Raw genomic sequence first — 14,669 nt, forward strand, 5'->3', positions numbered from 1 at the left:
GCGACCACTTTCGCCAATCCTCAACAGTGCAAAAAAGGCGCTGCAGGCGAAGCTGCCAATCTCCCCCCAAGTGGGGGAGATGTCCGGCAGGACAGAGGGGGGCGCCGTAGAGAGCTATCGTACGAAGCCCAACTACTTCCCCGCCATTCCCTTCAGCCGATACAGCGCCTCCAGCGCCTCCCGTGGCGTCATCTCGTCGGGATTGATCTCCCCTAGCGCCGCGCTCAGTCCATCGCTCTTTGCCGGCTTTTGCGCCTCTCGCTTCATCGCCACCGAAAACAGCGGCAGATCGTCGACCAGCCGATTGGCCTTGCCCGAAACCTCGCCCGCTTCCAGCTGGTGCAGCACTTCCCTGGCCCGCCCGACCACCGCTTCCGGCAGGCCGGCCAGACGCGCCACCTGCACGCCATAGGAGCGGTCGGCGGCACCCTTGCCGACCTCGTGCAGGAACACCACGTCGCCCTCCCATTCCTTGACCCGCATGGTGACATTGTGCAGCCGAGCCAGTTTGCTGGCCAGCGCCGTCATCTCGTGGAAGTGGGTGGCGAAGATCGCCCGGCAGCGGTTCTTCTCGTGCAGGTATTCGACCGCCGCCCAGGCGATCGACAGGCCGTCGAAGGTAGCGGTACCGCGGCCGATCTCGTCGAGGATCACCAGCGCGCGTTCGCCGGCCTGATTGAGGATCGCCGCCGTTTCGACCATCTCGACCATGAAGGTCGAGCGGCCGCGTGCCAGATCGTCCGAGGCACCGACACGTGAAAACAGCCGGTCGACGACGCCGATATGGGCTGATGCCGCCGGCACGAAGGAGCCGGTCTGGGCGAGGATGGCGATCAGCGCGTTCTGCCTGAGGAAGGTCGATTTGCCGCCCATATTGGGGCCGGTCAGCAGCCAGATCGCGCCGTTTTTCGCATCGCCTTCCGGCGACAGGTCGCAATCATTGGCGACGAACGGTCCTTCGCCCGCACGCCGCAGCGACTGTTCCACTACCGGATGCCGCCCGCCCGAAATTGCGAAGGCGAGGCTCGCGTCCACGACGGGCCGGCACCAGGCTTCGCTTTCGGAAAGCAGCGCAAGTGCCGACGACACGTCGAGCACGGCAAGCGCATCGGCTCCAGCGCGGATCTTGTCCGCCTGGGCGACCGTTTCCGCCGTCAGCCTGTCGAAGGCGGCAAGCTCGATCGCCAGCGCCCGGTCGGCGGCATTGGCGATCTTCGACTCCAGCTCGGCCAGTTCGGTCGTGGTGAAGCGCATGGCATTGGCCATGGTCTGGCGATGGATGAAGCGCGCCCTCGCCCCGTCGCTGCCGGTCATCAGCGCATGATGATTGGCGGTGACTTCGATGTAGTAGCCGAGCACATTGTTGTGCCGGATTTTCAACGAGCGGATGCCGGTTTCGTCGATCAGCGAGCGCTCCAGCCCGGCGATCACCTTGCGCGATTCGTCGCGCAGCGCTCGCATCTCGTCGAGTTCAACATTGTAGCTGGAACGGACAAAGCCGCCGTCGCGCTTGAGCAGCGGCAGCTCGTCACTGAGCGCCTGCATCAGATGCTCGGCCAGCGGGCGTGGCAGCGCCTCGATCGCCGCCAGCGCCGTCGCCAGTTCTTGCGGAAGGGCGGTCGCCCCGAACAGTTCGGCGATAGTGCCGGCTGCCTCGAACCCGGCACGCAGCGCGCCGAGATCGCGCGGGCCGCCGCGGTTGAGCGCCAGCCGCGATAGGGCGCGGGGCATGTCGGCGACGCTCTTCAGGCTCGCCCGCACCGCCTGGCACAATCGTGTCTCGGACCGGAAGAACGACACCGAATCCAGCCTTGCGCCAATTGCTGCCGGATCGGTCAGCGGCGCCATCAGCCGGTCGGCGAGCAGTCGCGCGCCACCGCCGGTCACAGTGCGGTCGATCGCCTTGAACAGCGAACCTTCGCGGCTGCCGGACAAGGTGCGCAGCAGTTCCAGATTGGCGCGTGTCGCCGGATCGATGAACAGCGTCGAACCCTGCTCCTCGCGCTCGGGCCGCGACAGCGGCGGCCGCTCGGCCTTCTGCGTTTTTTCGACATAGGCGATGACGCCTGAGATCGCCGACAGTTCGGCGCGGGAAAACGTGCCGAAACTGTCCGGCGTCGCCACCTCGAAGAAACGGGCGATGCGCCCGGCGGCCGACGCCGAGTCGAACAGGCTCGGCGGCTTCGGATTGGCGACGCGGCCGAGCACATCGAACACCGGTTTCAGCTCGGGATCGTAAAACACCGGCTCGGCGACGATCAGCTCGCGTGGGTCGACGCGAAAGACATCGGCGAGCAGCCGGTCTGCCGTGGTCTCGGCAACGCGGAAGGCGCCGGTCGAGATTTCGATCCAGGCCAGCGCAAAACTTCCTTGGTTCCCGGTCGCGCTACCGCGCTCCCCGCCTCTTGGCTCGGCGCCGCCTTTGACCCGGCCAAGCGCCATCAAAAAACTCGATTCCGACGGCGCCAGCAATTTGTCCTCGGTGATGGTGCCGGGCGTCACCAGCCGCACCACGTCGCGGCGCACCACCGACTTGCCGCCGCGCTTCTTCGCCTCGGCCGGATCCTCGATCTGCTCGCAGACGGCGACGCGAAACCCTTGTCCGATCAGCTTCTGCAAATAATCGTCGGCGGCATGCACCGGTACGCCGCACATCGGGATGTCGAGGCCCTGGTGCTTGCCGCGCTTGGTCAGGACGATGCCGAGCGCCCGGCTCGCCTTCTCGGCGTCGTCGAAGAACAGCTCGTAGAAATCGCCCATGCGGTAGAACAGCAGCGAATCCGGGTTCGCCGCCTTGATCTCGATATACTGCTCCATCATCGGCGTCGCCGGCGCAAAGGCCGGCGTAGCGCTGTCGCTGCGAATGGGCGTTTCGTCGTTCAAGAAGCTGCTTCCAAATTCCCCAAGCCATGCTTGGCGGTTTACAGCAGCGAAGTGTAGCCTTAATCCCGAACGTTCCACAAAAGAAAGCATTGCACCCGTCTCAACGGTGCTGCATGGGCGAGGAAATCGAAAGCATCATGGCCAGGAAAACCGAAAACCCCGGACCCTCCGTCAGTGCGCAGGAGGCGCTGGAATTCCACGCCATGGGCCGGCCCGGCAAGCTGGAGATCGTCGCCACCAAGCCGATGGCCACCCAGCGCGACCTTAGCCTCGCCTATTCGCCGGGCGTCGCGGTTCCCGTCCTCGCCATCGCCGAGGACCCCAGCCGCGCCTTCGACTACACGGCGCGCGGCAACATGGTCGCCGTCATTTCCAACGGCACCGCCATTCTTGGCCTCGGCAATCTCGGCGCGCTGGCCGCCAAGCCGGTGATGGAAGGCAAGGCGGTGCTGTTCAAGCGCTTCGCCGATGTCGATTCCATCGATCTCGAGGTCAATACCGAGGATGCCGACGAGTTCATCAATTGCGTGCGTTTTCTCGGTCCGTCCTTCGGCGGCATCAACCTGGAAGACATCAAGGCGCCGGAGTGCTTCATCATCGAGCAGCGGCTGCGCGAACTGATGGACATACCGGTCTTTCATGACGACCAGCACGGCACCGCCATCATTTCGGCCGCCGGCCTGATCAACGCGCTCGAAATCACGGGCCGCGACATGAAGACCACGAAAATGGTCTGCAATGGCGCGGGTGCGGCCGGCATCGCCTGCATCGAGCTGATGAAGGCGATGGGCTTTGCGCCCGAAAACATCATCCTGTGCGACACCAAAGGCGTCGTCTTCCAGGGCCGCACCGAAGGCATGAACCAGTGGAAGTCGGCGCACGCCGTCAAGACCGACGCGCGCTCGCTGGCCGAGGCGCTGGACGGCGCCGACGTATTCCTCGGCCTCTCCGCCAAGGGCGCGCTGACCATCAAGATGGTGCAGTCGATGGCCGAGAAGCCGATCATCTTCGCCATGGCCAATCCCGATCCCGAGATCACGCCGGAAGAAGTCGCCGAAATCCGCACCGATGCCATCATGGCCACGGGGCGTTCGGACTATCCGAACCAGGTCAACAACGTGCTCGGCTTTCCCTACATCTTCCGCGGTGCGCTGGACGTGCGGGCCACCACCATCAATGACGACATGAAGATCGCCGCGGCGCGGGCGCTGGCCGAACTGGCGCGCCAGGACGTCCCCGACGACGTCGCCGCCGCCTACCAGGGCATGCGGCCGAAATTCGGCCCCAACTACATCATCCCGGTGCCGTTCGATCCGCGCCTGATCTCGGCCATTCCGATCGCGGTTGCCAAGGCAGCGATGGAATCCGGCGTCGCGCGCAAGCCGATCCTCGACCTCGACCGCTATGCGCAGGAGCTTTCCGCCCGCCGCGATCCGATCGCCTCGACACTGCAGCGCATCTACGACCGCGTGCGCCGCCAGCCCAAGCGCATCGTCTTCGCCGAGGGTGAGGAGGAGCAGGTGATGCGCGCCGCCGTCTCCTATGTGAACCAGCGGCTCGGCACCGCCATCCTGCTCGGCCGCGAGGACATCATCAAGGAGAATGCCAGGAACGCCGGCATCGAGCTGAACAAGCAAGGCATCGAGATCATCAATGCGCGGCTGTCGCGCCGCAACGGCGTCTACACCGACTATCTCTACGAGCGCATGCAGCGCAAGGGCTTCCTGTTCCGCGACTGCCAGCGCCTGATCAACAACGACCGCAACCATTTCGCCGCCTGCATGGTGGCGCTGGGCGACGCCGACGGCATCGTCACCGGCGTCACCCGCAACTACTCGACGGCGCTCGACGACATCCGCCGCGTCATCGACGCCAAGCCCGGCCACCGCGTCATCGGCGCCTCGATCGTGCTGGCGCGCGGTCGAACGGTGATCGTCGCTGACACCGCCGTGCACGACATGCCGAATGCCGAACAGATCGCCGATATCGCCGAGGAAGCCGCCGGCTTTGCCCGCCGCATGGGTTATGAGCCAAGGCTCGCCATGCTCGCCTATTCGACCTTCGGCCATCCGCAGGGCGAGCGCTCCGAGCGCGTGCAGGAAGCGGTGCGCATCCTCGACAAGCGGCGCGTCGATTTCGAGTATGACGGCGAGATGGCCGCCGACGTGGCGCTCAATGCGCGCGCGATGGCGCAATATCCGTTCATCCGGCTGACCGGGCCGGCCAATGTGCTGATCATGCCAGCCTTCCACTCGGCCTCGATCTCGACCAAGATGCTGCAGGAACTCGGCGGCTCGACCGTCATCGGTCCGCTGCTGGTCGGCCTGGACAAGCCCGTCCAGATCGTCTCGCTCAACGCCAAGGATAGTGACATCGTCAATATGGCCGCGATCGCGGCGTATACGGCGGGGGCGTGAGGAACGGGGCAGCAGCGAGCGCCTCTTCCTTCTCCCCTTGTGGGAGAAGGTGGCCGAGCGAAGCTCGGTCGGATGAGGGGGTGTTCCAGGGAACGCCGACGCCTTATTTCTTCCAACACCCCTCAACCGTCTCGGCGCTGCGCGCCGATCCACCTTCTCCCACAAGGGGAGAAGGCAGGGCGCCCTAAATCAGCCCTGCCTGCTCAGCCTCGTGGCGCAAATTCTGCCTCGGCCTTGGCCCGATCTGCTGGATGACCAGCCCGGCGGCCAGCGAGCCGAGATCGCCGCAATCCCTCAGGCTGCGCCCTTGCGTGTAGCCGTAGAGGAAACCGGCGGCATAGAGGTCGCCGGCGCCGGTGGTGTCGACCAGTTCGCGGATTTTGGTCGCCTGGATGGTGACGGTCTCGTCGCCGCGCACGATGATCGAGCCCTTTTCCGAGCGGGTGACGGCGGCGATCGTGCAGTCCTTGCGGATCTGGGCCAGCGCCTCGTCGAAGGAGTCAGTCTGGTAAAGCGACTTGATCTCGTGGCTGTTGGCAAAGACGATGTCGACGGTGCCCGAGCGCATCAGGTCCAGAAACTCGTCGCGGTAGCGGTCGACGCAGAACGAATCCGACAATGTCATCGATACTTCGCGGCCAGCGGCATGCGCGAGCTTGGCCGTCTGCCGGATCGCTTCCTTGGCGCGTGGCGGGTCCCACAGATAACCTTCGAAATAGGTGACCGCCGCACCGGACGCCTTGTCTGCCTCGACATCCTCCGGCCCGAGCTCGATGCAGGCGCCGAGATAGGTGTTCATCGAGCGCTCGCCGTCCGGCGTGACGAAGATCATCGAGCGCGCCGTCGGCGGTTCGCCGTTGAGCGGCTTGGTGTCGAAGGCGACGCCCTGCGCATGGATATCATGGGCGTAGATTTCGCCGAGCGCATCGTTCGAGACCTTGCCGAAGAAGGCGGCGCGTCCGCCGAAGCTGGCGACACCCGCCGCCGTGTTGCCGGCGCTGCCGCCGGAGGCTTCGATCGCCGGGCCCATGCGGCTGTAGAGCAACTCGGCGCGCCTCGTATCGATCAAATTCATCGCGCCCTTGATGATGCCGTTCGTCTCCAGGAATGCCTCGTCGCACTGGGCGATGATGTCGACAATGGCATTTCCGATACAAAGCACGTCATAGGTCGGCATCAATGATGTCTCCGCGAAACCACCGGCTTTCTGGCACGCCGGCCGCGGGCGGGTCTAGCGATTTGGTGCGGCTTTGCCTAGGGTCGGGATCTATTAATCTGGTCGAACGGCAGATGCGCAGTGCGTGCCTTGTTCTGTCTCCGCCTGCCTCGGAGATACCAGCCATGGAATTGGAAACGCCGTGATCCCTAGCGCCGCCCGCGCCGCCGCCAGCCGGCTGTTCTCGCCCGAATTCCGCTTGGTGTTCGTGAAAACGCTGGGCCTGACCTTGCTGGCGCTCGCCGCGCTGTGGTTCGCCATCGAAGGCGTGTTCGAATGGTTGGCCTGGCCATGGATCGACGCATGGCTGCCTAGCCTGCCGTCCTGGGCCGGATGGCTGGGCGTCATCGTCGCCGGGATCGGGCTCGCGCTGGGTTTGGCGTTGCTGATCGCGCCGGTGACGGCGATCATCGCCGGCCTGTTTCTCGACGACGTCGCTGAAGTGGTCGAGCGCACCGACTATCCCAATGACCCGCCCGGCCGCGCCATGCCGGCACTGCGTTCGATGGCGCTGGCGATAAGATTCTTCGGCGTCGTCATCGTCGGCAACATCGTCGCTTTGCTGCTTCTGCTGGTGCCGGGTATCAACATCGCTGCCTTCTTCATCGTCAACGGTTATCTGCTGGGACGTGAGTTCTTCGAGTTCGCCGCCATGCGCTTTCGCCCGGAGGTCGAGGCCCGGGCGTTGCGCAGAAAACATGCCGTCACGGTGTTCCTCGCCGGGCTGGTTATCGCTGCTTTCCTCGCCGTGCCGCTGCTCAACCTTCTGACGCCGCTCTTCGCCGCCGCCATGATGGTGCACCTGCACAAGGCGATCTCGGCGCGGGAAGCGGCCCGGTCCTCAAAATCCTAGCGCAGCAGAAAACCCTTGCCCAGTTCGTCGTCGGGTTCGACGATGAATTCGGCCCGGCCGCAGTAGTAGGCGCGGCCGCCGACGCGGGCGATGATGGCGTCATGCGGCCCGGCTTTCGCGGTCCTCACCACGCTGCCGGAAAAGCGCGAGCCGGCGATACTCTTGAACAGCCGCGTCTGGCGGGCGATTTCGCCCTTGGCATGCATTGCCGCCAGCCGCGCTGTGACGCCCGAGCCGGTCGGCGAGCGGTCGACCTGGGCCTCCGCGAAGACGCAGATGTTTTTGGTCGGCGTATCGGAATATGCGTCCTGTCCGTTGGTCAGGATGGTGCCGTAGAGAAAGGCAAGGTCGGCATGGTCGGGATGCGACAGCTGGAACTCCCTTCTTCAGCTTCTCCGTCAGCGCCGTCGCCGCATCGACGAAATCGCGCACGCGGTTTCTGCCGAATTCCAGCCCGAACTGGCGGCAATCGGCGAGCGCATAGAAGGCGCCGCCATACGCAATGTCGAAGCCGATCGCACCGAAGCCCGGCAATTCGATCTCCTGGTCGCGGGCGAACAGAAAGGCCGGCACGCTTTCGAACGATACCGCACCTGCCTTGCCGTCCTGCACCTCGACCGAGGCGACGACCAGCCCGCACGGCGCTTCGATATAGACTGTCGTCACCGGCTCCTGCCGCGCCACCAGCCCCTCGTCGACGGCATAGCGGCCGAGCGCGACGATGGCGTGGCCGCACATCGTCGAATAGCCCTCATTGTGCATGAACAGCACGGCGAGGTCGGCGTCCGGCAGGTCGGGTTCCACCAGCAACGCGCCATACATGTCGTAATGGCCGCGCGGCTCGAACATCAGGATCTTCCTGAGATGATCGAGGTGATCGCGCACATAGGCGCGCTTTTCCAGGATCGTGCCTGCAGGGATCTTGGGATAACCGCCGGTGACGATCCGCAGCGGCTCGCCGCCGGTGTGCATGTCGACGACGGTGAGCGTCATGCGTTGGGACCCATCTAAGCTGAAGATTTGGCAAACAACGCCTGCAGCTTGCCGAACGGCATGGCGGTGCGGGTGAAGCCGAAGGTGCCGTCCTGCTGGATCTCGCGCGCCGCCGTCTCCAGCATGCCGAAGGCGAAATTGGTCAGCCAGGGCCCGAGCGAAATGCGCTTGACCCCTGCCAGGGAAAGATCGGCGATGGTGAAGCCGGGCCTCACCATGACGTTGACCGGCTTGGTCAGTGCCGAGCAGACGGTTCGCACCGTCTCGATGTCACTGATGCCCGGCGCGTAGAGCACGTCGGCGCCGGCCTTCTCGAAGGCCTGCAGCCGCTTGATCGTGTCGTCGATGTCGGGCTTGCCCCATAAAAAATTCTCAGCCCGCGCGGTGAAGACGAAATCGTGCTTCAGCGCCCGTGCCGCCTCCGCTGCGGCGGCGACGCGCTCGACGGCATGCGAAAAATCATAGATCGGCTTGTCGGGCTCACCGGTGTGGTCCTCGATCGAGCAGCCGGCGAGGCCCGCGGCCTCGGCCGCGAAGATGGTTTCGGATGCACTTGTGGCGCTGTCGCCCTTGCCCTTTTCGAGATCGGCCGAGACCGGCAGGCCGGTCGCCGCCGATACCTCGCGGCAGTGGTGGATCATCGCCTCGAAGGTCACCGCGCCGTCGGGCAGGCCGCGCGAAAAGGCAAAGCCGGCGCTGGTCGTCGCCAGCGCCTTGAAACCGAAGGAAGCCAGCAGTTTCGTCGTGCCGATGTCCCAGGGATTGGGCATGACGAAGATCGAGCTGTGCAGGTCGCGAAAGATTTTGCCCTTGTCCATGGATGCTCCCCAGAGTGCGAAGCGCATTTTATCCCGCCACTGCCCCCCGGGCAAACGAATGCGATTGGCTCAGAAGCGATTGGCGTTCTCTCCTGCCAATTTGTCCAGTGCGTCGGACCCCTTGACGTAGGCGGTCCTATTCCAATGGTAGGTGACGGAGATGTCGCGCGAGGAAGCCTCGGGCGCCGGTTCGTCGCAGCTTTCGCCATTCGGCACGGTGGCATCGGTCACCGTCGCTTTGATGGCCGCATAGGGCTGGCCGTCCGCAATGGTCTGAAACGCCAACTCCTGCGTGCGCTTGTAGGCGCACAGGGACTCGTCGAACGTGTGGATCATGTCGATCAGTTCGAACCTGTCGTCGCGGACCAGGATCAGCGGCGTGCTCACATAGCCTTGGCTCGAATTGAAATGCGTGCTCAGGGTGACGATCGCGTCATCACCGGGCCCGATCGGCAGCTTGCCTGGATCGCGGAAATAGGTGCTCCGGTCGACGGCGACATTGACAGCGTCGAGCAGTCTCGGCCTGCCGGCAAGATCGTAGAGCGCCAGCACCGCAAAACCCTCGGCGCTGTCGGAGGAGCTGCCGAGGTCGAACAGCATGGCCAGCCGATCCTTGCCGCCAGCCTTGATCTGGAGCACGCCAGCATCGGAAAAGCCCGACGTTTCGGGCGGCGGGCCACCGCTATCCGGGCCCTCGATATGGCGCATCTCGATCGGCATGGAGCCCCGGTAGAAGCCGTCCTTGTCCGCCGCAAGATCGGGAATGACCATCCTGGCGAGGTCGAGATAGGTCGTATGCTTGTGGCCGGGAACGGCGCTGCCAAGGTCCGGGAAGCTGACGCCTTGCGCGCCGGCCGCAGTCCACAGGCACGGCAGCAGCAAACAGGCGATGATGAAGCGAAGCAGGATAGAATTCACGCGTTGGGCGCCTCGCACGGTCGAATGTTCGCAAGCTAGCACGGACGACCGAGGCGTACAGCCGGATGGGAAGCCTGAATATCAGATCAGTGGATCGGCACCAGCCCGGCAAGTTCGCGCATGTCGTCGAACAGGATGCCGCCGGCCTCGGTCAGGCCGCCGCGGTCGGAATGCGGGTCGCCGTAGTAGGAAAATACGCGCATGCCGGCGGCGATGCCGGCTAATGTCCCGGCGACGCTGTCCTCGATGACGATGCAGTCGGCCGGCGCGAAGCCCATCGTGCTTGCCGCATGCAGGAACAGGTCGGGAAACGGCTTGCCGCGCGAGACCATGGTCGAGCTGAACAGTGCATGCTCGAACAGCGGCAGCAGCCCGGTCTGGCCGAGCGTGATGTGCATTTTCGAAACCCGTGCCGATGAAGCGACGCAAGTTGCGATGCCGGCAGCGTGCACGGCTTCGATGAACTCCCTGACATAGGGGACGGCTTCGACGCCATGCGCGAACAGGTCCGGCAGGCCGGCGTTCCAGCGTTCGACGAAATCGGCGCCGAGGCTGACGCCGGTCGCCTCGACTTCCTTTTGCACCGAGACCATGGAGCGGCCGGAGAAATTCTTACGGCAATATTCGAAGCTGGCCGGGTAGCCGGCGGTGCTGAGCCATTCGGCGAGGCGTCGATTGGCCAGGTTCTCGGTGTCGACCAGGACCCCGTCGCAATCGAAGATGACGAGTTTGGGTAGGGATCGTATTTCAGTCATATTGAACCATTCTGCCGGAGGGAATTCGGGTCAAGGTCGAGGCCTTCGGCGCAGGCCGTGCTGGTGGCACGGCCAAGTCCGAAGGCCGAAGGATTTGGCTCGAATTAACCCGGCAGAATGGTTCAATATGACTGAAATACGACCCAGACATCAGGCCGTGCCGGTCGATCCGAAGCCGCCAGAGCCGCGCGCCGTGCCGCCGGCCAATGTGCGCTCCTCGACCGTCGCCTGCATCACGGATGCAAAGACGATCTGGGCGATCCGCATGCCGCGCGTCACCGCGAAATCTTCGTCGCCAAGGTTGATCAGCAGCACCTTGACCTCGCCGCGATAGTCGCTGTCAATGGTGCCCGGCGTGTTGAGGCAGGTGAGGCCATGCTTCAAGGCGAGGCCCGAGCGCGGCCGGACCTGACCTTCCACGCCCTCCGGGATCTCCAGGATCAGCCCGGTCGGCACCAGCGCGCGTTTTCCCGGCAGGATCAGCAGCGGCCGGTCGTCCGGCACCGCGGCGCGCAGATCCATGCCGGCGGCGCCCGGACTTTCATAGGCGGGAAGCGGCAGGCCTTCGCCATGCGGCAGCCTGACGAAGCCGACGGCCGGACCGATGACGGAGGAAGTGTAGAGGGCTGCGCGCATGAGGCTGATCCTATCGCTATCAACGCCGATTCGGTCAACTCGGCGGCAATGCTATCAACGGCTTTCTTTCAGCGCAGTTCCGCTTCAGCGCAGTTCTACGGGAACGACCGTCGTCTCCTTGATCTCCTCCATGACGAAGGAGGCCGAAACGTCCGACAGCGCCACCTTGGCGATCAGCCGCTGATAGAGCCGGTCATAAGCCTTCACGTCGGCGACGCGGGCACGCAAGACGTAATCGAGGTCGCCGGACATGCGATAGACGCCGGTGATCTCGGGAAAACCGGTGACTGCCGCCCGGAATTTTTGCAGCCAGTCCGGATCGTGATTGGAGGTCCGGATCAGGACGAACACCGAAAGGCCGAGGCCGAGCTTGTCCGCATCGACCAGCGCCACCCGGCCGGTGATGACGCCGTCTTCTTCCAGCCGCTTGACCCGGCGCCAGCAGGCGTTGCGCGACAGCGACACCCTTTCCGACAATTGGTCGACCGACAATGTTCCGTCGCGTTGCAGCTCGGCCAGCAATCTTCGGTCGATCTCATCGATTTCCAGCGGCATGTGGGATGTTTGTCCCAATAATTGCCGAAATACAAGGATGATTTGAGACCAATGAGCCAAAAGCTCGTGCCAGAATACTCAGCAACGGGGGCTTATCCCGGCAGGAGGCATCACCATGACGACACGGCTTGCAAGGCTCTTTACCTCTCACCCGGCCAAGGTGGGCGAGACCTATTTCAGCCATATGGCCTTCGCGGCGTGGTTCTGCTCGCGCCTGTTCATGGCAGCGTTCGCCGCGCTCGTTCACGCTTTCTTGCCGTTTCTGTTTGAGACTACGGCCAGCCGAATCGTTCGCGAGCTCTATGAGCGCGCGCACAACAGAGGCACACACGCGATCAAGGAGCCTGCGGCTCTCATGGACCGCGCCTGAGGGAAGATTAAGCGATGTGCCGCTGGGCGGCCTATCTTGGCGAAGCGGTTTTCCTTGAAGACATCGTCACGGCGCCCCGCCATTCGCTGATCGCCCAGAGTCATTGCGCCCAGGAAGCCAAGTCACCGACCAATGGCGATGGCTTTGGCCTCGCCTGGTACGGCGACCTGCCGGAACCGGGTCTCTATCGCGACATCCTGCCGGCCTGGTCCGATCCCAATCTGAAGAGCCTGTGCCGCCAGATCAAGTCCAGCCTGTTCCTTGCCCATGTGCGCGCATCGACCGGCAGCGCCACCAGCCGCATGAACTGTCATCCCTTCACTGCCGGCCGCTGGTCGTTCATGCACAACGGCCAGATCGGCGGCTTGGAAAGAATCCGCCGCGCGCTGGAAAACTCACTCTCCGACGCGGTCTTCGCCCAGCGCGAAGGCATCACCGATTCCGAACTCTTCTTTCTCCTGATGATCGACGAAGGGCTGTCGGGTGATCCGGAGGGCGCTGTTCTCCGCGCCACCAGCCGCGTAATGGACGCCTCGCGCCGCGCCGGCTTCGAACCGGCGCTCAGACTTACCGCCGCCTTGTCGGACGGCGAATCGCTCCATGCGGTGCGGTATGCGACCGATGCCCACGCGCCGACGCTCTACACCGCCGTCTTCCACAATGGCGGCGGGCGATGCCTTATGTCGGAGCCCTTCGACCGTGACGGCGGCGACTGGCAGCCGATCCCGCCCTCTAGCTTCGTGACCATTACCAGAGACGGCATGAGCATTCGTCCGTTTGCTCCTGAGATCGCGAAGTTGGCGCTGGCTGTTTAGGTCTGGAACCTACAAATCTGGTCAAAATGGTTCAAGTCTAAGCTCCACGGCGCCCCCCTCTGTCCTGCCGGACATCTCCCCCACGAGTGGGGAGATTGGCTGTCACGATAGCTTTCGCCAATCTGCAACGTTGATGGAATGGACGCGGTCGGCGAAGCTGCCGATCTCCCTCCTTGTGGGGGAGATGTCCGGCAGGACAGAGGGGGGCGCCGTGGAGCGCGACTGCAATCGACCTTCCGGCGAGTTCGCCGGCCGCCGGTTATTTTGGACGCGCTAATCCAAGTTAACCGGCAAACCGCGTCAGCCCATAAGGCTCAAGCAGCGGATCGCGTGTGTCGTCGAGGAGTTCCCGGGCGGCGAACAGGCCGACGGCAGGCGCCAGCGTGATGCCGGAATGCATGACCGCGACGTAGAGTCCGCTGATGCCTTCGGCCCGTCCGATGATCGGAAAGCCGTCGACGGGCGTCGGCCGGTGACCGACCGTGTGGAAATCCAGTTCCAGCCGGTCGGCACCGCGCAGCATGGTTTTCATTGACGCAAACAGCTCGCGGGCGGTGGCTGCGGCATCCATGCCCGGATCGGCGCCGCCGAAATCCGAGCCGGCGATGATGCGGTCCTCGGCAGTCTGGCGCATGTGCAGCCGATCGCCGATCACCAGTCCGTTGAGCAGCTTTTCGTACGGGCGTGAATGGACAATCAGGCCGGGCGGCGTCTCGATCGGCAGTTTTAACCCGGCCGTCGCCGCGATTGCCGGAGAGCCGGCGCCCGCTGCGATCACCACCTCGTCGGCAGCGATCCGTCCGCCGGATGTATCGACTCCAGTAATCCTGCCATTGGTCTCCACCAACGCGGTCACGGCTGTTCCGGCCATCACTCGCGCGCCGCGGCGCTCGGCACCGGCCAGCAGCGCTTGCGTGGTGGCGACCGGCTCGGCGACACCTTCCTGGGCGACATGAAGGGCGAAATCGGGAACCTCGATCAGGTTTGGCTCGATGCGTGCGGCGGCGGCGCGGTCAATACGCTCGATGCCGTAACCCCAGGCAGAATGCTCGGCGGCGTAGGCCTCAAGCTCGGGCGGCGGCAGGTCCCAGCACAGGCCGCCGCACCATTCCAACGGAATGCCCGGCACGTCATGCGCAAGCCGCGTCCATTCGGCCATCGAACGGGTGCGCAGCCGAAAATACGGTTCTGGATTGCCCCAGCTGGCATTGATCCAGGCAAAGGAATTCGGCGTCGCGACGCCGCCGGCGCCGCTGTCGGCAACGACCGTCACCTTCGCGCTGGCCTTCGCCAGATGCCAGGCGATGGACGCGCCGATGATGCCGGCGCCGACGACGATGACTTGCTTGGCTGCGCTCATGGATGGTCCTTTGTCGAATCGGGTCTTCTGATGTCGTTGCCGCAACCCTACCTCAAGACCGGGCAACCGCCCAAAACTGT

General features: G+C 64.3%; 12 protein-coding genes and 1 pseudogene. 4 read left to right on the forward strand and 9 right to left on the reverse strand.

The window, feature by feature from the left end; genetic code table 11:
- Window positions 1-132: 132 nt before the first annotated feature.
- A complete protein-coding gene (gene mutS, locus AC0L25_RS01465; RefSeq protein ID WP_473593879.1) occupies window positions 133-2,883 on the reverse strand; it encodes a DNA mismatch repair protein MutS in 2,751 nt (916 codons plus the stop codon).
- Window positions 2,884-3,020: 137 nt separating this feature from the next.
- Between mutS and AC0L25_RS01470 the strand changes: the two genes are divergently transcribed.
- Window positions 3,021-5,300, forward strand: a complete 2,280-nt coding sequence (locus tag AC0L25_RS01470) for an NADP-dependent malic enzyme (RefSeq protein WP_473593880.1) — start codon at window positions 3,021-3,023, stop codon at window positions 5,298-5,300.
- Between the two features lie 184 nt (window positions 5,301-5,484).
- Here AC0L25_RS01470 and AC0L25_RS01475 read toward each other — a convergent pair whose 3' ends face one another.
- Window positions 5,485-6,477, reverse strand: coding sequence for an adenosine kinase (locus tag AC0L25_RS01475; protein ID WP_473593881.1), 993 nt, complete (start codon window positions 6,475-6,477; stop codon window positions 5,485-5,487).
- 181 nt (window positions 6,478-6,658) lie between these two features.
- Between AC0L25_RS01475 and AC0L25_RS01480 the strand changes: the two genes are divergently transcribed.
- Window positions 6,659-7,369 carry a sulfate transporter family protein gene (locus AC0L25_RS01480; RefSeq protein ID WP_473593882.1) on the forward strand — a complete coding sequence of 237 codons (711 nt, stop codon included), beginning with the start codon at window positions 6,659-6,661 and terminating at the stop codon, window positions 7,367-7,369.
- Here the strand turns inward: AC0L25_RS01480 and AC0L25_RS01485 are convergent.
- From AC0L25_RS01485 to AC0L25_RS01510, 6 genes and pseudogenes are all read right to left on the reverse strand, one after another.
- Window positions 7,366-8,362: pseudogene (locus AC0L25_RS01485) on the reverse strand (proline racemase family protein). The gene AC0L25_RS01480 and the pseudogene AC0L25_RS01485 sit on opposite strands and share 4 nt — an antisense overlap.
- Window positions 8,363-8,376: 14 nt before the next feature.
- Window positions 8,377-9,180, reverse strand: a complete 804-nt coding sequence (locus tag AC0L25_RS01490) for an isocitrate lyase/PEP mutase family protein (protein ID WP_473593883.1) — start codon at window positions 9,178-9,180, stop codon at window positions 8,377-8,379.
- 69 nt (window positions 9,181-9,249) lie between these two features.
- Window positions 9,250-10,098 carry a hypothetical protein gene (locus tag AC0L25_RS01495; protein ID WP_473593884.1) on the reverse strand — a complete coding sequence of 283 codons (849 nt, stop codon included), beginning with the start codon at window positions 10,096-10,098 and terminating at the stop codon, window positions 9,250-9,252.
- A gap of 86 nt (window positions 10,099-10,184) precedes the next feature.
- Window positions 10,185-10,853, reverse strand: coding sequence for an HAD family hydrolase (locus AC0L25_RS01500; RefSeq protein WP_473593885.1), 669 nt, complete (start codon window positions 10,851-10,853; stop codon window positions 10,185-10,187).
- 150 nt (window positions 10,854-11,003) lie between these two features.
- On the reverse strand, window positions 11,004-11,489 hold the full coding sequence (gene dut, locus AC0L25_RS01505) for a dUTP diphosphatase (RefSeq protein ID WP_473593886.1): 486 nt from the start codon (window positions 11,487-11,489) through the stop codon (window positions 11,004-11,006).
- Between the two features lie 84 nt (window positions 11,490-11,573).
- The gene (locus tag AC0L25_RS01510; protein ID WP_352955493.1) at window positions 11,574-12,044 is read right to left on the reverse strand and encodes an Lrp/AsnC family transcriptional regulator; all 471 of its coding nucleotides are present in this window, start codon (window positions 12,042-12,044) and stop codon (window positions 11,574-11,576) included.
- Window positions 12,045-12,159: 115 nt separating this feature from the next.
- Between AC0L25_RS01510 and AC0L25_RS01515 the strand changes: the two genes are divergently transcribed.
- Together AC0L25_RS01515 and AC0L25_RS01520 are read left to right on the forward strand one after the other, a co-directional pair.
- Window positions 12,160-12,414: a DUF6356 family protein gene (locus tag AC0L25_RS01515; RefSeq protein ID WP_473593887.1), complete on the forward strand. Its 255-nt coding sequence runs from the start codon at window positions 12,160-12,162 to the stop codon at window positions 12,412-12,414.
- Window positions 12,415-12,428: 14 nt separating this feature from the next.
- Window positions 12,429-13,229, forward strand: coding sequence for a class II glutamine amidotransferase (locus AC0L25_RS01520; protein ID WP_473593888.1), 801 nt, complete (start codon window positions 12,429-12,431; stop codon window positions 13,227-13,229).
- A gap of 283 nt (window positions 13,230-13,512) precedes the next feature.
- On the opposite strand, the gene AC0L25_RS01525 is transcribed toward AC0L25_RS01520, so the two are convergent.
- Window positions 13,513-14,589, reverse strand: a complete 1,077-nt coding sequence (locus tag AC0L25_RS01525) for an NAD(P)/FAD-dependent oxidoreductase (RefSeq protein WP_473593889.1) — start codon at window positions 14,587-14,589, stop codon at window positions 13,513-13,515.
- Window positions 14,590-14,669 lie beyond the last annotated feature (80 nt).

The sequence above is a fragment of the Mesorhizobium sp. WSM4813 genome (genome assembly GCF_055811555.1).